Here is a 22,031-nt window from a genome sequence, read left to right as displayed (position 1 = left end):
GGCCGGGGACCGGCGCCGGCTCCTCCTGCTCGTTGTCCTTGGCCGTGGCGGCCCAGGCCGTGACGAACAGGATGAAGCGGGAGGTGAAGAACGCGAACACCATCAGGCCGATGAACGGCCCGATGATCTGGCCGGTGGGCGACTCCGTGACCGACGTCAGGTAGACCGTCATGATCTGCTTGAGCACCTCGAAGCCGATGGCGCCGAGCACGGCGGCCTTCGCCGCACTCCGCAAGGTGGCGTGTTGGCGGGGCAGCCGGGCGATCACCCAGACGAAGATGAACCAGTTCGCCACGAGCCCGAGCACGACACCCAGCACGCCGAGCAGGAACACCGCCCAGCCCTGCTCGGACAGCCCGACGAGCTCCAGGATCGTCCCGGCGAACCCGGACGCGAGCCCGGTGATCGCGAACGAACCGACCATCGCGAGCCCGAGGCCGACGAGAGTGAGCAGGTCGAACAGAGTCTTCTTCAGGATCGGTGGGGCCGACGGCGGCTGCCCCCACTGCTCGGACAGCGCCTCGCGCAGGTTCGACATCCAGCCGATCCCGGTGTAGAGCGCGCCGACCAGGCCGATGATCCCTATCGAGTTGCGCGAGGCGATGGCGTTGTCGACGATCTGGATGATGAGGGGGGCGAGACCGCCCGGCGCGTTCTTGCCGATACCGGCCTTGAGCTGGTCGAGCAGGTCGGGTTGCAGGAACAGGACGTACCCCAGCGCAGCGACCGCCACGAGGATCAGCGGGAACAGTGCCAGGACGCTGAAGTACGTGATCGCGGCGGCGTAGTGGTCCCCGTGCCGCTCGGTGTAGCGCTGCCCGGCGCGGACGAGGTGGTCGAGCCACTCGTGGCGGTCGCGCAGCTGCTGGAACTTCGACGGCGCCGCGGGCTTCTGCGCCGCCTTCTCACGGACGGCGTCGGCGTCCCTGTCCACGGCGGTAGCAAGGGAAGCCACGCTCGTCACCTCATATCGTCGGCGGAAGGAACCCGATCTTGTCGTGGACGGCGGCCAAAGTCGCGCTGGAGACCTCACGCGCCCGGGTGGCGCCCTTGGCGAGCACCCGGTCGAGCTCGGCCGGGTCGTCCAGATAGGTCCGTACCCGTTCCGCGAGCGGAGTAGTGAACTCCGCGACCACCTCGGCGAGGTCCTTCTTGAGATCGCCGTAGCCCTTGCCCGCGTAGTCGGCCTCGAGCTCGGAGATCTTGCGGTCGGTCAGTGCGGCGTAGATCGTCAGCAGGTTGGAGATGCCCGGCTTGGTCTCGAGGTCGAAGCGGATCTCCCGCTCGGTGTCGGTGACGGCCGAGCGGATCTTCTTCGCGCTCACCTTGGGGTCGTCCAGCAGGTTGACGATGCCGCCCGGGCTGGAGCTGGACTTGCTCATCTTCGCCGTCGGGTCCTGCAGGTCCTGGATCTTCGCCGTGCCCGCGAGGATGTAGGGCTCCGGCACCGTCAACGTCCGCCCGAACCGGGAGTTGAAGCGCTGGGCCAGGTCGCGCGTCAGCTCGACGTGCTGGCGCTGGTCCTCGCCGACGGGGACGCGGTCGGCGTTGTAGAGCAGGATGTCGGCGGCCTGCAGGATCGGGTACGTGAACAGCCCGACGGTGGCGCGGTCGGCCGTCTGCTTGGCGGACTTGTCCTTGAACTGCGTCATCCGGCTGGCCTCGCCGAAGCCGGTGAGACACCCCAGCACCCACTCCAGCTGCGCGTGCTCGGGCACGTGCGACTGCACGAACACGGTGCAGCGGTCGGGGTCGAGGCCCAGGGCGAGCAGCTGCGCGACGCCGTTGCGGGTGCGGTCGGCGAGCGTCTTCGGGTCGTGCTCGACGGTGATCGCGTGCAGGTCGGGCACGAAGTAGAACGCGTCGTGGTCGTCCTGCAGAGCCACCCACTGCCGCACGGCACCGAGGTAGTTGCCGAGGTGGAACGAGTCCGCGGTCGGCTGGATGCCGGAGAGCACCCGGGGGCGGCGGTCGGTGGGTGGGGTGGCCATGTGTCGATTCTCCCAGCCGTGCCCAGGCGATTGTCGCCGGGCGGCCATAGGCTCACCCGTTGTGGAACCCCCCGAAGTGATCACGGTCGACGCCGGGCCGGTGGGCCTGGGCGCCCGGTCGTGGCAGGGCGGTGCCGGGCGACCGGTGCTGCTGGTGCACGGACTGTCGTCCAACGCGCGCCTCTGGGACGGCGTCGGCGCCCACCTCGCCGCCGCCGGGCACCCCGTGGTGGCCGTGGACCTGCGCGGGCACGGCACGTCCGCCCCCGTCTCCGACACCGACGACGAGGACGATCTCGACGCCCCCGCCGTCGACGCCACCCAGGCCGCGGCGCGTGACCTGGCCAACATCTGCGCGGGCCTCGGTTGGGACGCCCCGGTGGTGGCCGGCCAGTCGTGGGGCGGCAACGTCGTGCTTCAGCTGGCCGCCGACCGGACCGGGCTCGTGCACGGCCTCGCCCTGGTCGACGGCGGGTGGCTGCACCTGGGCGACCAGTTCCCCACCCTCGACGACGCCTGGACCGTGCTCGCCCCGCCGCGCTTCGACGGCATGACGGCCGACCGGCTGCGGGCGATGCTGACGTCCGGCCACCCCGGCTGGGAGCCCTGGGCCATCGACGCCACGCTGGCCAACCTCTACGAGGACCACGACGGCCTCGTCACCCCGTGGCTGAGCCGCGAGCGGCATCGCGCCATCGTCGGCAGCATGCTGCGCCACCGGCCGCGGACGCTGTACCCGCTGGTGCGCTGCCCGGTGCTGCTGCTGGCCGCGGTCTCGCCCGACGGGCCGGGGCGCAAGGGCGAGCTGCTCGCCGAGGCCGCCGCCGGGCTGGCCCACGCCGAGGTCGTCGAGTTCCGGGGCGGTGACCACGACCTGCACGCGCAGTACCCGCAGCGCGTGGCCGAGCTGATCGAAGGACTGGCGTGAACGGCCGTCTGGTGATCATGGGTTCGGGCGAGACCGCCCCGACGATGGTCGAGGTGCACCGGGCGACGCTGCGCGCGGCCGGTGACGGCCCGTCGTTGCTGCTGGACACGCCCTACGGCTTCCAGGAGAACGCCGACGACATCACCGAGAAGGCCCTCGCCTACTTCACCCGCAACGTCGGGCGGACCGTCACGCCGCTCCCCTGGCGCAGCCGCGTCGAGGGCACCGACCTCGACCGCGCGCTCGCGGCCGTCCGCGGTGCCCGGTCGGTGTTCGCCGGCCCGGGCAGCCCGACGTACGCGCTGCGCGTGTGGGCCGGCACCGGCTTCGACGACGCGGTGGCCGCGCTGGCGGCGGCGGGCGGCACTGTGACGTTCGCGAGCGCGGCCGCGCTGACGATCGGCGTCGCGACGGTGCCGGTGTACGAGATCTACAAGAGCGGTGCCGACCCCGTGTGGGCCGAGGGCACCGACCTGCTGGAACGCCTGACGGGCCTGCGGGCCGCGCTGATCCCGCACTACGACAACACCGAGGGCGGCACGCACTCCACGCGCTTCTGCTACCTCGGCGAGCGCCGGCTGCGCTTCCTGGAGGGGACGCTGCCCGAGGGCGCGCACGTCATCGGTGTGGACGAGCACACGGCGCTGGTGTTCGACCTGGAGGCCGGCACCGCCCAGGTGTTCGGCAACGGCACGGTGACGGTGCGCCACGACGGCGAGTCGCGCGTGCTGACGTCCGGCACGACGGTGCCGACCGCGTCCCTGGCCGCCCGCGACCCCGGGGCCACCAGCACGCCGGTCGCCCGGATCGAGGCCCCGGACGCGGCGATCGGGCAGGAGAGCCCGGCGTCGTCCCTGCGCGACGCCGCCGACCGCGCACGCGCCGCGTTCGTGAAGGCCCTCGACGACCGCGACGCCGACGCCGCGGCCGCCGCCGTCCTCGAGCTGGAGCAGGCCATCGCCGACTGGACGGCCGACACGCTGCAGTCCGACGACGGCGACCACGCCCGCCGCACCCTGCGCGGCATGGTGCTGGAGCTGGCCGCCGCGGCCGGCGAGGGCCTCGGCGACCCGGCCGAGAGGATCGCGCCGCTGGTGGAGGCGCTGATCGAGCGCCGCGCCGCCGCCCGCGCCGCCAAGGACTTCGCCACCTCCGACCTGCTGCGTGACAAGCTGGCCGCGGCGGGCGTCGAGGTGCGGGACGGCGCCGACGGGGCGGAGTGGTCGCTGAAGGCGGGCGCCTGATCGACGTTCGGGGGTAGCGGGCGCCCGAGGGCCCGTCGTAGCGTCGATCTCCTCATCGAGGAGGCCGCATGCCCGCCGACGTACCACTTCCCGCGGGGGCAAAATCATGACCGTCGACCAGCCGATCGCGCTCGCCGAGCAGATGGGGACCGAGGAGGAGAACCCCTACCTCCTGGGCATCTACGCCCCCGTGCGCGACGAGATCACGGCCGACGACCTCGAGGTGATCGGCGAGATCCCGCGCGACCTCAACGGCGTCTACCTGCGCAACGGCCCCAACCGCCGCTACGACGCGCCCGGGCGCTACCACTGGTTCGACGGCGACGGCATGGTCCACGCGATGTCGTTCGAGAACGGCACGGCCCGCTACCGCAACCGGTACGTCCGCACCCGCGCGTTCGGCCAGGAGGAAGCCGCGGGCGGGGCGCTCTGGACGGGCGTCATGGAGGCCCCGCGCGGCAACCTCACCGGCACCGCCCGTGGCCTGCCGTTCAAGGACAGCGCCAACACCGACCTGATCCACCACGACGGCAAGGTCCTCGCCACCTGGTACCTGTGCGGGCAGCCGATGGGGCTGGATCCGCTGTCGCTGGAGACACTCGGCGCCGAGACGTTCCTCGGCACGCTGCGCGGCGACGTCATGGCGCACCCGAAGGTCGACGAGCGCACCGGCGAGCTGATGTGGTTCGACTACGGCGCCCGCGACCCGCTGCTGCGCTACGGCGTGGTGGGCGCGTCGGGCGGCATCGAGCACGAGGTGGCGATCGACCTGCCCGGCCCGCGGCTGCCGCACGACATGGCGATCACCAGGAACCACTCGATCCTCATGGACCTGCCGCTGATCCAGGACCAGGCCGCGGCGCGCCAGGGCCGCTACAAGATCACGTTCGACCGGGAGACGCCGTCGCGGTTCGGGGTGATCCCGCGCCGCGGGCAGGCATCGGAGATCCGCTGGTTCACCGCGGAGCCGTGCTACATCTACCACGTCGTCAACGCTTGGGAGTCGGCCTCCTCCGATGGGCACGGCACGATCGTGCTGGACGTCTGCCGCGTCACGCGTCCGGAGCCGCAGCCCACCCGCCCCGGGGCGCTCGGCAAGCTGCTGGGCTACCTGCGCCTCGACGCGCGGCTGCACCGCTACGTCTTCGACCTGGACCGCGGCACCACCACCGAGGCGCAGCTCGACGACGTCAACACCGAGTTCCCGTCGATCGACTCCCGCGTCTGCGGAGCGCCGTCGCGGTACGCCTACAACGTGCACATCGCCGACGCCGAGACCGTCAAGTTCGACGGGCTGCTGCGCTACGACCGGGTCACCGGCGAGCGGCAGGACCACCGCTTCGGGCCGGGCCGGTTCGGCAGCGAGGCCCCGTTCGCCCCGCGCGACGGCAGCACCGGCGAGGAGGACGGCTACCTCGTGTCGTTCGTGACCGACGAGCGCGACGGGCGGAGCGAGGTCGAGATCCTCGACGCGTCGGACCTGACGGCAGGCCCGGTGGCGCGGGTGCTCCTGCCCCAGCGGGTGCCGGTCGGCTTCCACGCGACGTGGGTGCGCTCCGACCAGCTCCGGACCGGGTCGTGAGCGCCCGACCATCCGGCTGGGCGTCCCCCGGTCGAGGGTCGCGATCAGCTCGGCCGGGACCGTTCACGGTTGCGAACGGCTGATCTCCAGCCCGCGCAGGAACCGGGGTCCGCACCGACCGGGGCGGGCCCTCGGCCGTGCTCAGCCCTCGTCGTCCTCGACGGTCTCCGGCTCGGCCGCGGACCGGTGGACCTCGACCACGCCGTTCTCCAGGTCGATCGGGCCCAGGCGCCACTTCTGGCCGTCACCGGCCTCGCCGGCCTCGTCCTGGATCTTCCGTCCGGGGAACAGCTCTCCGAGTACTCCCATGACCGCCACGGTACGCGTCACCGTTCCCGTTCGAGATCGTTCACGACCGTTCGGGCCGGGGTCGCACGACACGCACGCGAACTCCGATCGGACGTATCAGGGGTGGCCGTCCACGTCTCATCAGGACGAGCAGGCCCCGGCCGGTACCGGCGGTATCGTCGATGCGGGACGGTTCTGCCGACCCCGAAAGTTGCATCGTCTCGTTCGCGTGCACGCGGCACTCACACCATTCGATCCACACTGGACCGTGTGGGGCCAGGGCGTTCCTACTGGCGTCGAAAGGATGACGGTCGATTTGTCGCGCAATTGTGGAAAGAACCCCGAGTGCGCCAGTCGAGTTAAGCCACGGTAAAGCTCTGGCGAACCGCCTATACCTCCCGTTAACCTTCCGTTCAGGTCTCATCCACGGGGATGCCGGGAGCGGGCAAATGAATCTCTGTTTCATCGTCGAGGACTGCTACCGGCTTGACACCATGCCCCTTGCTGTTGCGCGCCGACTGGCCGAATGGGGCCACGATGTCGATGTGTTCGAACCGGCGAATGCTCTCTCCCGGGTGTCGGAGTTGTTCCGGGAGAACCGCCATGATGCGTGGGTCCTCAAGTCGGTGTCGGACGGGCCCGGGCTGAGCCTGCTGGAGGCCGCAGCGGCCTCCGGGGTGAGAACCATCAACGACGCCCGTGCGGTACGTCCGGTGCGGGACAAGGCCATCGCGGCCGCCATCGCGCGACGCCACTCCCTGCCGTTTCCACTGACCTACTTCGCAGCCGTCCCGGAGCTGCTCCGGACCGTGCCGGCCGAGCACTATCCGCTGGTGGTCAAGCCGGCCAACGGCAGCTCCGGCCGAGGGGTGCGGCTGGTCAACAGCCCGGCCGAGCTGGCCGCGCGCCTGGGCGCGGGCGGGGAGGGTTGGCTGCTCGCCCAGTCCTACGTGGCGAATCCCGGGGTGGACATCAAGGTCTACGACACCGGTGGCGAGTTGCACGCCACCGTCCAACGCTCGCCGCTGCATCCCGACGTCCTGGTCGACACGCAGACCGTGGCCCTGCCCGACGAGCTGGCCGAGTTGGTCACCGACGTGGGGAAGGCCTTCAACCTCGATCTGTACGGGGTCGACGTGGTGGAGGGCCCGGAGGGCTGGGTCGTCGTGGACGTCAACGACTTCCCGAGCTTCACCAGCGTGCCCGATGCCGCGGCGCGGGTGGCCCGAACGGTGTTGCGACTGGCCGCCGAAGGACGGTCCGAGCCCGTCGGATCCCTGCTTGCCGGCGGTCCTGTGGACCTGTCGATTCCTGCGCCGCGCTGGGCGGAGACGGTCGCGGTCGACGTCTGCTCCGGGGCAGTGCGGCAATGAGGATCGGCCTGCTGACGGCGGAGCCGGATCATCCGCTGCTCCGCGGCTTCGCCGACGTGGTGGGTGTGCGGCACCGGGTCGAGGTCGTCCGCCCCGATGCGGGGCCGGACCTCGAGGATGCGATCCGACGCGGCCCGGCGGAGGTGTACCTGCTGAAAGGGCACTCCGCCGATGCCCTGCGGCTCGCCGGCGTCGCTGAGAGCGCCGGTGCGCAGGTGGTGAATTCGGCCACCGCCACACGCTTCTGCCAGGATCGTGTCCGAATGGCCGAACGGGCCCGGGATCGGGGGTTGCCATTTCCCCATTCCTACTCGTTCGCGCGGCTGTCCGGACTGCTCGCCTATCTGGAGAACGCCGCCGCACTACGATTCCCGTTGGTCGTCAAGAGCAGGCTCAGCAGTCGCGGGGACCTCGTGGCGAGAGTGGGCGGCCTCACGGAGTTGCGGGTTCTCGCCGAGCAATGGGCGCGAGAACCCGTCGTCGTGCAGAAAGTTGTGCCCAGTGACGGCTGGGACCACAAGGTCTGGGTTGTGGGCAGCGAGATCTTCGTGGGCCTGCGCCGTACGCCGCTCGAGCACGCGGCGACCCGGGCGACCCTCCGGCTCGATCCCGCCGATCTTCCGCCGGAATGGCTCGACCTCGTGCGCGATGTCGGCAAGCTCTACGACCTGCAGGTCTACGGGGTGGACATCGTGGCCACAGCACGTGGCCCGGTGATCGTCGACGTCAACGCGTTCCCGGGATGCCGGGGGGTGCGGGGGGCACCCGAAACGCTCGCGGCTCTCGTCGATGGGCTGGTTCCGTCCCCGGCGCCGGCGCTGGTCCCCGTTCCTGCCCGCCGCCGCGACCTTCCCGACCGGCGGCGAGAGCCGAGATCGCATCCACGGATCGGCCCCGCGCTGCTCCACCACGCGGTACGTCACGTGCTCGGCCGCATCGACGCGGGATCGTCGGGAGTGCAGACACCGCCGTCCGCTGACCCGCACCCGCGTGTGGTGCGGCTACGGCGCAAGCGCGGTGACGGCGTGGTCGCCGTCTACCGCACGTCCTCGGCGAGCGGGCCGGCGGGCGACCTGCTGACCGTCACGCTCGCCGAGCAGGACATGATCGGGCAGCGGCCGTGGGACCGCATGTCCGTGCGGACCTTCCCCGCCGACGCGAACCTGCCCGGGCTGGCCGCTGCGCTGGAACCCGCCGGTTCCGGGCTCGACGGGGAGCTCGCTGCGGCCGTCCGCGCGGTCCTCGGTGACACGGACGCCCGTCTGGTCTCGATCGACGCGACCGCTGTCCGCTACAAGCCGGGATCGCGCTGCGTCGTGCGGTACCGGGTGAGGACGTCGCCGGGCCCGGCCGCATCGGGTGACCGGGAGCTCGCGATGTTCGGGAAGCTCTACCGGCGGGGCGACGACGCCGCGGTGGCGCATCACCGCGCGATGCAGCTGTGGGACGCGGGCGCGCCGATCCCACGGCCGATCGCGCTGGTCGCGGTGCCGGCCATGGTGCTCAGCGAGGCCGCCGGCGGCGGCGGAGCCGTCACCGCGGTCGCTGGTACGGCCGCGCTGCGCCCCGGCCGGTGCGACGCCGACGTCACCGGATCAGCCGCGGCGCTGGCGGCGCTGCACACCTGCGGGTTCCGGGACGGGCTGCGGGAGCGATGCGGCTCCGACCACACCGCCCGGTCCCAGGCATGGGCTGCTGCGCTCGTCGAACACGTACCCGATCTGGCGGGCGAGGTGATGCCCCGGGCGCAAGCCGTGGCGACGGCGTTGGAGCACGCGGGCGGCCATCGCCCGATGCCGTCGCACGGAGCGTTCAAACCCAGCCAGCTCGTGTTCTGCGGCCGGGGCGTTCCCGTGATCACCGACCTCGACGGGCTCAGCCTCGCCGATCCGGCCTTCGACATCGGGTACTTCCTCGCCTACCTGCGTCCGTCCGGCTACTGGCGAGGTCGCCACGGGCGGCGGAGCTGGTACGAGCACAACCGGGAGGTGTTCCTCGACGCCTACGTCCGGGCCGCCGCGGGTGGTGGCGTCGGCGTAGGGTACGCGTTGCTCGCGCGGGCCGGCGTATACGAGGCGGCCGGCCTGCTCAAGATCGCGTCCCGGCGCGCGCGGAGGCTGCAGAGCCCGCGTCCTGCCGAGGTCGAGGCCGTGCTGGCCGACATCGACTCCTGCCTTCGCCGGTTCGCGCGCGGGGGGCCGACGGCACGATGATCCGATTTCTCTACCGCAACCTCGAGGGCCAACGGTGGCTGGTCGCCGTCGCGATCACGCTGACCTTCGTGTCCGTCGCCTGCGACGTCCTGATGGCCTTCCCGCTCAAGTTCGTCCTCGACAAGATCGTCGACCACCGCGATCCGGAGGGGTTCCTCGTCGGATCACTGGTCAGCGGCTTCGACCGGCTCACCGGCGCGGACCCGTCTGCGACCGGCGGCCCGAGCCAGCTGGGGGTCGTCCTGTTCGCGGGGGCGTTGGCACTGACACTGGGCGGGACGGGAGCCCTCGCGTCGTTCGTCGAGCTGCGCATCGCGACGCGGATCGGTCAGGAGACGGGGGCGCGGCTGCGCCGCCGGATCTTCCTGCACCTCGAGCACCTGACGCTGAGCTGGCACGGCCGCAAGCGCATCGGCGACCTCGTCCAGCGCATCACCGGGAACGTGACCGACATCGAGAAGCTGGTGACCGACGGCCTCGTCGACCTGCTCTCGGGCATCCTGCTGCTACTGGGGATCCTGGCCGTGATGCTGTCGATCAACTGGCAGTTCACGGTGCTGTCGATGTTCGTCGCCCCGCCGATGTTCGCAGTCGTCCTGCTGTACACGCGGTGGATCAAGAAGGCGTCCAAGGAGACCGCCCGCGCGGCCGGCCGGGTCGCCCAGGTGGGCACCGAGAGCATCAACGCCATGGCCGAGATCAAGGCGTACACGGTCGAGACCTGGATGGCCTTCCTGTTGCAGCGCCAGTCGGAGAACCAGCGCCGGGCGGGCCTGCGCGCCGGCCGCCGTCAGGCCGAGTTCAGCCCTCTCGTCCTCATCCTCGTGACGATCAGCAACGTCGTGATCATCACGGTCGGCGCCCTCGTCGCCGGCGGGCAGGGCGAGTCCTACTCGGTGCTGTTCCTGACCATCCCCACCGGCAGCCTCACGATCGGCTCGCTCACCGTCTTCCTGGCCTACTCGAAACTGCTCTACCAGCCGATGCGCGACCTGTCGAAGCTCATGCTGCTCGGCTCGACCGCGGCCAGCGCCGCCGAACGGATCCAGGAGATCCTCGACGAACCCCGGGAGACGGTGCACCCCCTGGTCACCGGCGGCCCGTCCCCCGAGCCCCGCGGGGACCTCGTCATCGAGCACGTCGTGTTCGGGCACGGCACCGAACCCGTGCTGCGCGGCGTCGACCTGGAGATCAAGGTCGGCACCCGCCTGGCGCTGGTCGGTCTGTCCGGTGCGGGGAAGACCACCCTCGCCCGGTTGCTGCCGCGCTTCTACGAGCCGTGGTCGGGCCGGATCACCCTCGGTGGCGCGGACATCCGCAGCCATCCACTCGACGAGCTGCGCCGCAACATCGCGCTGGTCCAGCAGGACTCCATCCTGCTCGAGGGCACGATCCGGGACAACATCGCGCTGGGCCGGTTGAACGCCACCGACGGCGAGGTCCGGGCGGCCGCCGAGCAGGCCTCGCTGCACGACACCATCGCCCGGCTCCCGGCCGGTTACTACACCAAGGTCTCCGAGCAGGGTCGCAACCTCTCCACCGGGCAACGCCAGCGGATCGCCATCGCGCGGGCCTTCCTGCGTGACGCCCCGATCCTCATCCTCGACGAGCCGACCGCGAGCCTCGACGCCGAGGCCGAGGCCGAGGTCATGAGCGCGATCGCACGGCTCACCGCCGGCCGTACGGTCATCCTCATCTCGCACCGGCTCAGCACCCTCGACGACGTCGACGCCATCGCCGTGCTCGGGCAGGGCCGGATCACCGAGTGCGGGACCTACGCGCAGCTCTCGAGCGCGGGGGGCCCGTTCGCGCGGCTCCTCGCCCGGCAGAACAGCCATCACGTCGCGCACGGCGCGGGCGCAGCCGGGGCTCCATCACGACGACTCCGGCCCGAAGATCACGTTCGAGTCGGATCAGCTCAAGGTTGAGGCCCGGCTGAGCTGCACGAACGGCATCCCCACGGCCGAGATCAAGCGGGAGCAGGACAACCAGGTCGTGGCTAGGCCGAGGTGAGCGGGAGCAGCCGTGGCACCGCACCCGCCACCGGCTCCAGACGCGAGACCGCTTCCTTGTAGGTGGTGCTGCGCTGCCGCACCGGCCGCCCGGCCTTGGCCGCGATCTCCGTCAGCTCGGTGACCGTGCGGGCCGAGCCGTTCTCCGAGCCCGCCATCCGGCTGATGGTCTCCTCCATCAGCGTGCCGCCCATGTCGTCTGCTCCGCCCTGCAGGATCCTCGCGGAGAGGTCGTCGCCGAGCTTCACCCACGAGCACTGGATGTGGTCGATGCGCCCGTGCAGCGCGAGCCGGGCGAACGCGTGCACGGCCCGGTTGTCGCGCTCCGTTGGACCCGGGCGGGCGATGCCGGCCAGGTAGATCGGCGCGTTGGTGTGCACGAACGGCAGCGGCACGAACTCGGTGAAGCCGCCCGTCTCGTCCTGCAGCGCGGCGAGGGTGCGCAGGTGGCCGACCCAGTGCCGCGGCTCGTCGACGTGCCCGTACATCATCGTCGACGACGACGGGATGCCCACGCGGTGCGCCGTGCCCACCACGTCCAGCCACTGCGACGCGGGCAGCTTGCCCTTCGTCAGCACCCAGCGGACCTCGTCGTCGAGGATCTCCGCGGCCGTGCCCGGGATCGAGCCCAGCCCGGCGTCGCGCAGTTCGACCAGCCACTCCTCGACCGACACGCCCGCCTTCGCCGCCGCGCTGACGATCTCCATCGGCGAGAACGCGTGCACGTGCATGCCGGGGACGGCGGCCTTCACCGCGCGGGCGAGGTCGGCGTAGAACGTGATCGGCAGCTGGGGGTCGATGCCGCCCTGCATGCAGACCTCGGTGGCGCCGTCCCGCGCGGCCTCGACGGCACGGGCCGCGACCTCGTCGAGCGAGAGCCGGAACGCGTCGGCGTCGCGCTCGCGCTGGGCGAACGCGCAGAACCGGCAGCCGACGTAGCAGACGTTGGAGAAGTTGATGTTGCGGTTGACGACGTAGGTGACCTCGTCGCCCACCACGTCGCGCCGGACGTCGTCGGCGAGGCGCGTCATCTGCTCGAGCGCCTCCCCGTCGGCGGTGATGAGGGCCAGTGCGGCGGCGTGGTTGGCCGGGTCGAGCAGCGCCGACGGGTCCGACGCGGCCAGCGACAGCCCGGCGCGGACGTCGGAGTCGAGCCGCTCGGGCGCCGCCTGCCGGTGGGACGCCAGCTCGGCCTTGAGCTCGTCCCAGTCGCCGTAGACCGACGCGAAGTCGCCGCGCCGGTCGGAGGTGCGGCCGTCGGTGTCGATGGAGGTGTTGAGGTCGATGCGGCCGGAGGACTCGAACCCGCCGTCGGGCTCCTGCCACGGACGCCCCTCGACCACCGCGGACTCGTTCGCCAACCCCGTCTCCGGGTCGGCCAGCGCCGCGACGTGGGCGTGCAGGCGGGTGTCGATCCACGGCGACCCGGCCAGCACGTACTTCGGGTAGGCGGTGAGCCGCTCGCGCAGCACGAACCCGGCCGCCGCCGACCGGGCGGCCAGCTCGTCGGTCGTGGGCCACGGGCGCTCGGGGTTGACGTGGTCGGCCGTGACGGGCGAGACGCCGCCCCAGTCGTCGATGCCGGCGCGCAGCATCAGCGCGAACTCCTCGCCCACGAGGTTGGGCGGGGCCTGCACGCGCATCTTCGGGCCGAGCACGATGCGCGCGACGGCGATGGTGGCGGCGAGGTCGTCGAGGTCGGCGTCGGGGTCGTTCGCCATCGCCGTGTCGGGCTTGGCCCGGAAGTTCTGGACGATCATTTCCTGGATGTGCCCGCTCGCCCGCGCGGCACTCCGGATGGCGAAGATCGCCTCGGCGCGTTCGGTGCGGTTCTCCCCGATCCCGATGAGGATCCCGGTGGTGAACGGCACGCCGACGCGGCCGGCGTCGGTGAGCGTGCGCAGCCGGACGGCGGGCTCCTTGTCGGGGCTGCCGTAGTGCGGGCCGCCGGGCTCGCTCCACAGCCGCGTGGCCGTGGTCTCCAGCATCATCCCCATGCTCGGGGCGACGGGCTTGAGCCGCGTCAGCTCCTCCCACGACAGGACGCCGGGGTTGAGGTGCGCCAGCAGGCCGGTCTCCTCCAGCACCGCGATGGCGCAGGCGCGGACGTAGTCGAGCGTGGAGTCGTAGCCGCGGGCGTCGAGCCACTCGCGGGCCGCGGGCCAGCGGGCCTCGGGACGGTCGCCGAGGGTGAACAGCGCCTCCTTGCACCCGGCCGCGGCGCCCTGGCGCGCGATCTCCAGCACCTCCTCGCGCTCGAGGAACGCGGCGGGCAGCCGGTGCGGCACCGTGGCGAACGTGCAGTAGTGGCAGCGGTCCTGGCACAGCCGCGTGAGCGGGATGAACACCTTGCGCGAGTACGTGACGACGCCGGGGCGGCCCTCGGCCACCAGCCCGGCGTCCCGCACGCGCGACGCGGCCTCGAGCAGCTCGTCGAGCTGTTCACCCCGGGCCGCGAGGAGGACGGCGGCCTCGGCCACGTCGAGCACGGCGCCGTCGCGCGCCCGTCGCAACGCCCGTCGCACGGCGGACGGGGCGGGAGGCGTCTCGGGGGTGGGGAGCAGATCGGGCATGAGATGAAGACTAGGTCGCGCCACGCAGGAGTTCGACAACTCTCGGGAGATCGTCTGACTCCTCACTCCCCCGGCTCACGCCACGTCCGCGGTCTCGCCGCCCGTGACGGCCACCAGTTCGGCGAACGTCGTGGGGTAGACGGCGTGCGGGATGCCCGCTCCGGCCCACACCTCGTCGTAGGACTCCAGCGCCCTGTCCACGAGCGTGCGCACCGGAACGGGATGCCCGACGGGCGCCACACCACCGATGGCCTGGCCGGTGGCCGCCCGCACGAACTCCGCCGTCGCCCGGCGCACCCGCTCGGCTCCGACCAGCGCCGCGACCTTCCCGGTGTCGACACGGTGTGCCCCGGACGTGAGCACGAGGAGCGGCTCCCCGTCGGCGTCGAAGATCAACGAGTTGGCGATCTGCGCGACCTCGATGCCGAGCGCCGCCGCCGCGGCGGCGGCCGTGGAGACCGCATCGGGCAGCACCGTGAGGCGGGCGGTGCGGGCGGGGTCGGCGCCGCCCGCGGTCAGGGCGGCGAGCACGAGTTCGACGTTGCGGTGCACGGACAGCACCTTCCCACGAGGGGTCAGCCCGGGTCGGCCGAGATCCGCGTGCCGGTCAGCCGGCTGCCGTCGGCCGCGCGCAGCACGCAGATCACGTTCCGGCCGGTGAAGCTCGACGTCGAGCCGGACCGGGCCTCGAACGACGTCTGCGACGGGACGAGCCCCACCACCTGGAGCCTCGCCTTGTCCGGGCCTGCGACGAGACCCGAGTCGAACACGAGCGTGCAGGCCGACCGAGCGTAGGTGCTGAGGTCCTCCAGCCCCGGGTAGGGCAGCGCCCGCTGGGTGTCGAACGGGCGCAGGACGTCGAAGACCTCGAGGTCGTGCGGGTAGTCGCAGCTCACGTAGGTCCCCGGCGGGAACGACCGGCCCGGCGCGAGCCGGCCGGGCAGGCAGTGGTCGGAGGTGACGCCGAAGACGGGGAGGTCCCCTCCCTGCCCGTAGGTCATCACGGCCACCACCGCGGTCGACGGGCGCAGCAGCACCGTCCCGAGCACGCCGGCGGCGAGGCCCACGACGAGCGCGACGGCGGGCCAGAGCCATCGGCGCCACCGGGGCACGGCCACCGCGATCGGGGACGTGACGGGCTCACCGCCGTACTGCGGCATCGGCGTGGTCGGCTGGGAGGCGAGCAGCGCCGCGGCCTGCATCCCGCCCAGCCGGGCCTGCGGCGAGCGCTGCAGCAGCCCGGCGATCACGGTGCCGATCGGGCCGCGGGCGCGCACCACCGGGATCTCGGCGTTCAGCACCGCCGCCGTCGTCGCCGCGCTGGTGTCGCGGGCGAAGGGGCCCTCGCCGTAGATCGCGTAGAACAGCGTGGCGCCCAGCGCCCACAGGTCCGACGCCGGTGCCGCCGCCTCGCCCTCCAGCCGCTCGGGCGCCATGTAGCCGGGTGAGCCGGCCACCGAGCCGGTGGTGCTGAGCCGCGGGTCGTCGGCCGCCTGGGCGATGCCGAAGTCGGTGAGCGTGACCCGCCCGCCGGACCCGAGCATGACGTTGCTCGGCTTGACGTCCCGGTGCAGGACGCCGGCCGTGTGGGCGGTGTTGAGCGCGGCGAGCAACTGCTGGGCGACGGCGGTGACCGACCGCTCGTCCAGCGGCCCGTCCTCGGACACCACCTCGGTGAGCGTGCGGGCCTCGATCAGCTCCATGACGATGTGGTCGACGCCGTCGTCGGTGACCACGTCGTGCACGGTGACGATGCCGGGGTCGTCGAGCCGCCCGGCGTTGCGGGCCTCCCGCAGCAGCCGCTCGCGGAACTGCAGGCGGTCCTCGGTGCTCAGCCCCTGCGGCAGGTGCAGCTCCTTGACCGCCACCTGGCGGCCCATCACCCGGTCCTGCGCCCGCCAGACGACGCCCATCCCGCCGCGGCCCAGCTCGCTCAGCACGACATAGCGGCCACCGATGACCCGGGTGGGGCTGACTCGGTTCACGGCCCGTAGACCACGGTCACCGGGGCGTGGTCGGACCAGCGTTCGCCGTGGCTCGGCGCCCGCTCCACCACCGCCGCGTCCGCGCGGGCGGCCAGGCCGGGCGTGGCGACGTGCAGGTCGATGCGCCAGCCGGCGTCGTTGTCGAACGCCCGGCCGCGGTAGGACCACCACGAGTACGGCCCGTCGACTCCCGGGTGCTGCTCGCGCACGACGTCCACCCAGCCGGCAGCGAACAGCTCCGCCATCCACGCGCGCTCGTGCGGCAGGAACCCGGAGCTCTTGACGTTGCCCCGCCAGTTCTTGATGTCGGCCTCGGCGGGGGCGATGTTCCAGTCCCCGCAGACGAGCACCTCACGGTCCTCCGCAGCCGCCTTCGCCCGGCGTTCGTGCAGGTAGGGGGCGAAGAGCGCGAGGAAGCGGTCCTTCTCGTCCTGCTTGGGCGTGCCGACGGTGCCGTTGGGCAGGTAGAGCGACGCGACGGTCAGACCGGGTAGGTCGACCTCGATGTAGCGGCCCGACCCCTCGAACTCCGCCTCGCCGATGCCGACGCGCACGGCCTCGGGCTCCGCCCGGGTCAGGACGGCCACGCCGTTGCGGCCCCGGCCCGTGCCGCAGGGCGTGTAGCTCACGTGCCAGCCGTCGAGGAGGCCCGCGGGGATCTCCTCGGGCAGCGCGCGTGTCTCCTGCAGGCAGACGATGTCGGCGGCCGTCCCGGCCAGCCACGCGGCGAGGCCCTTCCCGGCGGCCGCGCGGATCCCGTTGACGTTGACCGAGCTGACGGAGGTCACCCGCCAAGGGTTCCTCAGCCGCAGGTGGAGCCCGGCATCGGGGTCACGTACTGATCGAACACCCAGTGGCCGTCCGCGAGCTGACGGAACCCGCCGGTGACGACGCGCGTGCCGTCGACGGTGGCGCCCTGGGCCAGCGTCTGCACCTGCGGCGCCGTCTGGCTCGGGCTCGACCGCACGTTCAGCTCCGCGACGGTGACGCGCAGGGCGCACCCGGTGGACCCCGACGACGGCGTGACCGCCGAGAGTCCGCCGCGGTCGATCACCGCGACCAGCGCGAGGAGCAGGCCGAAGATGACCACCCCGGTCCAGCCCTTGAACAGCGCGACACCGAGCGACGGGGTCGGGATGCCGAACTTGGCCATCGGGCGTTCTCCTGCGGGGCGTGGGTGCTCCAGGGTAGCGGAGCGGACCCGTCCGCCGTGGTGATCACCGGACACCGGGCGCGGCGCGCCGACCACACGGGATAGCGTGACCAGCAGGAGAACCGGACCACGAGTCGACAGGCAGGGCCGAAGCAACGATGAAGGTCATCTACACCTACACCGACGAGGCGCCCGCGCTCGCGACGCACTCGTTCCTCCCCGTCATCGAGGCCTACGCCGGCAAGGCGGGCGTCGATGTCGAGACGCGCGACATCTCGCTCGCCGCGCGCATCCTCGCGCAGTTCGGCCTCGTGCCCGACGCGCTCGCCGAGCTGGGCGACCTCGCGAAGACGCCCGAGGCCAACATCATCAAGCTGCCCAACGTCAGCGCGTCGATCCCGCAGCTGAAGGTCGCGATCGTCGAGCTGCAGAAGGCCGGCTTCGACATCCCGGACTACCCGGAGGACGCAGCCACCGACCCCGAGGCCCGCGCCAAGTACGACGCGGTCAAGGGCAGCGCCGTCAACCCGGTGCTGCGCGAGGGCAACTCCGACCGCCGCGCCCCCGCCTCGGTCAAGGGCTTCGCCCGCAAGCACCCGCACTCGATGGGCGCGTGGTCGGCCGACTCGGCCTCGCACGTCGTCACGATGGACGACGGCGACTTCCGCCACTCCGAGACCTCGGTCACCCTCGCCGACGCCGCCGAGCTCCGGATCGAGCACGTCGCGGCCGACGGCACCGTCACCGTCCTGAAGCCGTCGCTGCCGGTGCTGGCCGGCGAGATCGTCGACGGCTCGGTGATGCGCAAGGCCGCGCTCGACGCGTTCCTCGCCGAGCAGATCGCCGACGCCAAGGCCAAGGGCGTGCTGTTCTCGGTACACCTCAAGGCCACGATGATGAAGGTCTCCGACCCGATCATCTTCGGCCACGTGGTGAAGCAGTTCTTCCCCACCGTGTTCGCCGACCACGGCGCCGACCTCGCCTCCGTCGGCGCCGACCCCAACGACGGCCTCGCCAGCGTGCTCTCCGCGCTCTCGAAGCTGCCCGCCGACAAGCGCGAGGCCATCGAGAAGGCCATCACCACCGGCTACGAGACCGGCCCGGCGCTCGCGATGGTCGACTCGAGCAAGGGCATCACGAACCTGCACGTGCCCAGCGACGTGATCATCGACGCGTCGATGCCGGCTGCGATCCGCTCGTCGGGCCAGATGTGGAACGCCGACGACGCCCAGCAGGACACCAAGTTCGTCATCCCGGACTCGTCCTACGCCGCGCTCTACGCCGAGACCGTCGACTTCTGCCGCGAGAACGGCGCCTTCGACCCCACCACCATGGGCACCACCCCGAACGTCGGGCTCATGGCGCAGAAGGCCGAGGAGTACGGCAGCCACGACAAGACGTTCGAGATCAGCACCCCCGGCAAGGTGCAGGTCGTGAACGCGGCCGACGACACCGTGCTCCTCTCGCACGACGTCGAGGCCGGCGACGTCTGGCGCGCCTGCCAGACCAAGGACGCCCCGATCCGCAACTGGGTCGAGCTCGCCGTCTCCCGCGCCCGCGCCACCGGCGCCCCGGCCGTCTTCTGGCTGGACGAGACCCGCGGCCACGACGCCGAGGTGCTCAAGAAGGTGCGGGCCCAGCTCGCGGAGCTCGACACCGACGGCCTGACGATCGAGATCATGGACGTCGCCGCCGCCACCCGGTACACGCTGGCCCGCGCCAAGGCCGGCGAGGACACCATCTCGGTCACCGGCAACGTGCTGCGCGACTACCTCACCGACCTGTTCCCCATCCTCGAGCTGGGCACCAGCGCGAAGATGCTCTCGATCGTGCCGCTGATGAACGGCGGTGGGCTGTTCGAGACCGGGGCCGGCGGCTCGGCGCCCAAGCACGTGCAGCAGCTCGTCCGGGAGAACCACCTGCGGTGGGACTCCCTCGGCGAGTTCCTCGCGCTGGCCGTCTCGCTGGAGTTCCTGGCCGACAAGACCGACAACCCGCGCGCGGGCCTGCTCGGCAAGGCCCTGGACGACGCCACCGGCAAGCTGCTGGAGAACGGCAGGTCGCCCTCGCGCAAGGTCGGCGAGATCGACAACCGCGGCAGCCACTTCTACCTGGCGCTCTACTGGGCCCAGGCGCTGGCCGCGCAGACCGACGACGCCGAGCTGGCGAAGATGTTCACCGCGCTGGCGGAGCGGCTGGCAGCCGACGAGGACACCATCGTCGGCGAGCTGAACGGCGTGCAGGGCGAGCCCGTGGATCTGGGCGGCTACTACCACGTCGACAAGGCGATGACCGACGAGGTCATGCGCCCGAGCGCCACTTTCACCGCGGCGCTCGCCGAGTTCTGATCGAGTGGGGTTCTGACCCACAGCTGATCGTCCAGCAGCTATCGGCGCCTCCGAGGACCGAGTACCTGCTGGACGATCAGCTCGACGGGGTGGAACCCGTTGCGGGCCGCCGTGGCGTGGCCAGCGTGCTCTCGCCCTGTCCCCAGCCGGTCAGGGCCGGGTTCCGGCGCTACGCCACCTACCGGGCCACCTACCGGCAGCGGCACTCACCGGGCTCGTCACCGACATCGTCTTCGGGCTGCTGCGGGCGGCCGTGCTCGTCGCCGTGCCGGACGAGCGCGGCACGGTGGGCGGCTACGACGTGGCCGTCGCCGTCACCTGCGTCCGGCTCGGGCAGGGCCCGCTCGCCGTCGTGATGCTGCATCACAGCGGCCGACCTGATCACCGAGGTGGGCAAGTGCGTGCCGGTGCGCGACGTCGGCGTCGACGAGCCGTCGATCGAGGACCTGGTGCGGACGCTCTACGCGTCCTGGCTAGCCCGCCGAGAGCGACCCTCGGGTGATCGTGACCGCCAGCACGACCATGACCACGCCGAACCCGCTGTAGCAGAGCACGTCGACCGCGCGGCTGCGGATGGCCAGCAGGCCGACGCGGTCGACCGGGATGAGCATCCGCAGCACGGCCGCCACCAGCAGAGCCGCGCCGAGCAGCACCGCGCCCTTGCGCCAGTGCTGGGTGAGGACCAGCCCCATCCCCGCCAGCGCGACGGCGGCGACGAACGCCGCGGGCAGCGCCGACGGGATGCGGGTGCGGAGGTCGGCCACGCTGCTCAGCTACCGGCGACCGCTCGCTCGGCTGCCTCCACCACATTCGTCAGCAGCATCGCCCGCGTCATCGGGCCGACGCCGCCGGGCATCGGCGCGAGCTTGCCGGCCACCTCGGCCACCTCGGGGGTGACGTCACCGACGAGCCCCAGGTCGGTGCGCGTGACGCCGACGTCGAGGACAGCGGCGCCGGGCCGCACCATGTCCGCGGTGATGAGGCCCTGCACGCCCGCCGCCGCGACGACGACGTCGGCGCGGCGCACCTCCTCGGCGAGGTCGCGCGTGCCGGTGTGGCACAGCGTCACGGTGGCGTTCTCGGAGCGCCGGGTGAGCAGCAGGCCCAGCGGGCGCCCGACCGTCACGCCGCGGCCGACCACGGTGACCCGCGCACCCGCCAGCTCCACGCCGTACCGCCTGCACAGCTCGACGATGCCGCGCGGCGTGCACGGCAGCGGGCCCGGCTCGCCGAGCACCAGCCGTCCGAGGCTCACCGGGTGCAGGCCGTCGGCGTCCTTGGCGGGGTCGATGCGCTCGAGCGCCGCGCCCGCGTCGAGGCCCTTCGGCAGGGGGAGCTGCACGATGAACCCGGTGCAGGCGGGGTCGGCGTTGAGCTCGTCGATGGCCGCCTCGACCTGCGCCTGCGTGGCGTCGGCCGGCAGCTCCTTCTGAATGGAGGTGATGCCGACCTTGGCGCAGTCTCGGTGCTTGCCGCGCACGTAGGAGTGGGAGCCCGGGTCGTCGCCGACGAGGAGCGTGCCCAGGCCCGGCGTGACGCCCGCTGCCTTCAGCTTCTCCACCCGGCCCGTGAGCTCGACCAGGATTTCGTTGAGCGTCGCCTTGCCGTCCATCACCGTCGCGGTCACGACCCCCATCCTCTCAGCCCGCGGCCCGCGGGCGTCAGCCGGTGACGCGGAGGCCGTGGGCGGCGGCGAAGGCCAGCGCCTGCTCGGCGTCGACCGTCGCGCCGGCCAGCCGGGCCTGGACCAGCCCGTCCGGGTCGATGCGGGCACCCCGCAGGTCGGCCCCCTCCAGACGGGCGCCCCTCAGCCGGGCCCCGAGCAGGTCAGCGCCGCGGAGGTCGGTCTCGCGCAGGTCGGCGTCGACGAGGTTCGCCTCGCGCAGGCGCAGGCCGGAGAGGTCGGTCTTGCGGAGGTCGGCGCGTCCCAGGGCGACGAGCGTCAGATCGCAGTCGGTGAGCGTCAGCGGGCGGAGCCTGCAGTCGACGAGGGCGGTCCCGAGCAGCGAGCATCCGCGGAACTGCGCCCCGCCCAGCGTGGCCCTGCGCACCGTGCACGTGCGGAATGCCGAGCCGCGGTGCACGGAGTCCCCGAGATCCGCGCCGCTGAAGTCACACTCGTCGAAAGAGCACGATTCGGTAACGAGGTCACGGAGGTCCGAATCGATAAAGCGACATCGGACGAAACGCCTACGCTGCCACGGATTCTCACCGGTCGGGACATCGGACAGGTCCAGATCGGCGTACTCGGCGTCGTCGTCCATACGGGCAGGGTGCCATCCCTGGTAGAGAACTCACCCGTCCGATGAAACAGGTTCCCCCCGGCTGTGATCGCGCGCAC

General features: G+C 72.0%; 19 protein-coding genes. 7 read left to right on the top strand and 12 right to left on the bottom strand.

Annotated features, from left to right (window positions below; all coding sequences use genetic code 11):
- Together yhjD and trpS are read right to left on the bottom strand one after the other, a co-directional pair.
- The coding region (yhjD, locus tag JWR81_RS20255) for an inner membrane protein YhjD (RefSeq protein WP_297655090.1) at positions 1-955 on the bottom strand (955 nt) is incomplete at its 3' end.
- Positions 956-965: 10 nt separating this feature from the next.
- Positions 966-1,991, bottom strand: a complete 1,026-nt coding sequence (trpS, locus tag JWR81_RS20250) for a tryptophan--tRNA ligase (protein ID WP_297655088.1) — start codon at positions 1,989-1,991, stop codon at positions 966-968.
- 61 nt (positions 1,992-2,052) lie between these two features.
- Between trpS and JWR81_RS20245 the strand changes: the two genes are divergently transcribed.
- The 3 genes from JWR81_RS20245 to JWR81_RS20235 all read left to right on the top strand — a co-directional run bounded on the left by JWR81_RS20245 (position 2,053) and on the right by JWR81_RS20235 (position 5,745).
- A complete protein-coding gene (locus tag JWR81_RS20245) occupies positions 2,053-2,919 on the top strand; it encodes an alpha/beta fold hydrolase (RefSeq protein WP_297655085.1) in 867 nt (288 codons plus the stop codon).
- The gene (locus JWR81_RS20240; protein WP_297655082.1) at positions 2,916-4,163 is read left to right on the top strand and encodes a hypothetical protein; all 1,248 of its coding nucleotides are present in this window, start codon (positions 2,916-2,918) and stop codon (positions 4,161-4,163) included. The genes JWR81_RS20245 and JWR81_RS20240 overlap by 4 nt, the downstream gene beginning before the upstream one ends.
- A 106-nt stretch (positions 4,164-4,269) precedes the next feature.
- Positions 4,270-5,745 (top strand): carotenoid oxygenase family protein, encoded by a 1,476-nt coding sequence (locus tag JWR81_RS20235; protein WP_297655079.1) that lies wholly within the window; start codon positions 4,270-4,272, stop codon positions 5,743-5,745.
- A 141-nt stretch (positions 5,746-5,886) separates the two neighbouring features.
- Here the strand turns inward: JWR81_RS20235 and JWR81_RS20230 are convergent, their stop codons facing one another.
- Positions 5,887-6,054 carry a hypothetical protein gene (locus tag JWR81_RS20230; RefSeq protein WP_297655076.1) on the bottom strand — a complete coding sequence of 56 codons (168 nt, stop codon included), beginning with the start codon at positions 6,052-6,054 and terminating at the stop codon, positions 5,887-5,889.
- Positions 6,055-6,482: 428 nt separating this feature from the next.
- On the opposite strand from JWR81_RS20230, the gene JWR81_RS20225 reads away from it, so the two are divergent.
- The 3 genes from JWR81_RS20225 to JWR81_RS20215 are packed head-to-tail and all read left to right on the top strand — an operon-like array spanning position 6,483 to position 11,547.
- The gene (locus tag JWR81_RS20225) at positions 6,483-7,406 is read left to right on the top strand and encodes a hypothetical protein (protein WP_297655074.1); all 924 of its coding nucleotides are present in this window, start codon (positions 6,483-6,485) and stop codon (positions 7,404-7,406) included.
- Entirely contained in the window at positions 7,403-9,619 is a 2,217-nt protein-coding gene (locus tag JWR81_RS20220) for a phosphotransferase (protein ID WP_297655071.1), read from the top strand. Before JWR81_RS20225 ends, JWR81_RS20220 begins: the two co-directional genes overlap by 4 nt.
- Positions 9,616-11,547 carry an ABC transporter ATP-binding protein gene (locus JWR81_RS20215; protein ID WP_297655068.1) on the top strand — a complete coding sequence of 644 codons (1,932 nt, stop codon included), beginning with the start codon at positions 9,616-9,618 and terminating at the stop codon, positions 11,545-11,547. The genes JWR81_RS20220 and JWR81_RS20215 overlap by 4 nt, the downstream gene beginning before the upstream one ends.
- A 71-nt stretch (positions 11,548-11,618) precedes the next feature.
- Here JWR81_RS20215 and JWR81_RS20210 read toward each other — a convergent pair whose 3' ends face one another.
- The 5 genes from JWR81_RS20210 to JWR81_RS20190 form a co-directional block, all read right to left on the bottom strand.
- The gene (locus JWR81_RS20210; protein ID WP_297655065.1) at positions 11,619-14,204 is read right to left on the bottom strand and encodes a bifunctional FO biosynthesis protein CofGH; all 2,586 of its coding nucleotides are present in this window, start codon (positions 14,202-14,204) and stop codon (positions 11,619-11,621) included.
- Between the two features lie 75 nt (positions 14,205-14,279).
- Entirely contained in the window at positions 14,280-14,723 is a 444-nt protein-coding gene (locus JWR81_RS20205; protein ID WP_297655107.1) for a YbaK/EbsC family protein, read from the bottom strand.
- 56 nt (positions 14,724-14,779) lie between these two features.
- The gene (locus JWR81_RS20200) at positions 14,780-16,189 is read right to left on the bottom strand and encodes a serine/threonine-protein kinase (RefSeq protein WP_297655051.1); all 1,410 of its coding nucleotides are present in this window, start codon (positions 16,187-16,189) and stop codon (positions 14,780-14,782) included.
- A complete protein-coding gene (locus JWR81_RS20195; protein WP_297655048.1) occupies positions 16,186-16,977 on the bottom strand; it encodes an exodeoxyribonuclease III in 792 nt (263 codons plus the stop codon). Before JWR81_RS20195 ends, JWR81_RS20200 begins: the two co-directional genes overlap by 4 nt.
- A 14-nt stretch (positions 16,978-16,991) precedes the next feature.
- A complete protein-coding gene (locus JWR81_RS20190) occupies positions 16,992-17,342 on the bottom strand; it encodes a hypothetical protein (RefSeq protein WP_297655045.1) in 351 nt (116 codons plus the stop codon).
- A gap of 158 nt (positions 17,343-17,500) precedes the next feature.
- Here JWR81_RS20190 and JWR81_RS20185 point away from each other — a divergent pair, with 158 nt between their 5' ends.
- Positions 17,501-19,690 (top strand): NADP-dependent isocitrate dehydrogenase, encoded by a 2,190-nt coding sequence (locus tag JWR81_RS20185; RefSeq protein ID WP_297655042.1) that lies wholly within the window; start codon positions 17,501-17,503, stop codon positions 19,688-19,690.
- A 190-nt stretch (positions 19,691-19,880) separates the two neighbouring features.
- Here the strand turns inward: JWR81_RS20185 and JWR81_RS20180 are convergent, their stop codons facing one another.
- From JWR81_RS20180 to JWR81_RS20165, 4 genes are all read right to left on the bottom strand, one after another.
- Positions 19,881-20,057: a hypothetical protein gene (locus JWR81_RS20180; protein WP_297655039.1), complete on the bottom strand. Its 177-nt coding sequence runs from the start codon at positions 20,055-20,057 to the stop codon at positions 19,881-19,883.
- 106 nt (positions 20,058-20,163) lie between these two features.
- Positions 20,164-20,454, bottom strand: coding sequence for a DUF3017 domain-containing protein (locus tag JWR81_RS20175; RefSeq protein ID WP_297655036.1), 291 nt, complete (start codon positions 20,452-20,454; stop codon positions 20,164-20,166).
- 5 nt (positions 20,455-20,459) lie between these two features.
- Complete coding sequence (locus tag JWR81_RS20170; RefSeq protein ID WP_297655033.1) at positions 20,460-21,317, bottom strand: bifunctional methylenetetrahydrofolate dehydrogenase/methenyltetrahydrofolate cyclohydrolase; 858 nt, start codon at positions 21,315-21,317, stop codon at positions 20,460-20,462.
- A 34-nt stretch (positions 21,318-21,351) separates the two neighbouring features.
- Positions 21,352-21,954 (bottom strand): pentapeptide repeat-containing protein, encoded by a 603-nt coding sequence (locus JWR81_RS20165; RefSeq protein WP_297655030.1) that lies wholly within the window; start codon positions 21,952-21,954, stop codon positions 21,352-21,354.
- Positions 21,955-22,031: the final 77 nt, after the last annotated feature.

Origin of the sequence: Pseudonocardia sp., from assembly GCF_025965585.1 — a bacterium.
GTDB lineage: Bacteria > Actinomycetota > Actinomycetes > Mycobacteriales > Pseudonocardiaceae > Pseudonocardia.
This window is presented reverse-complemented; position numbering and strand designations above follow the sequence as displayed.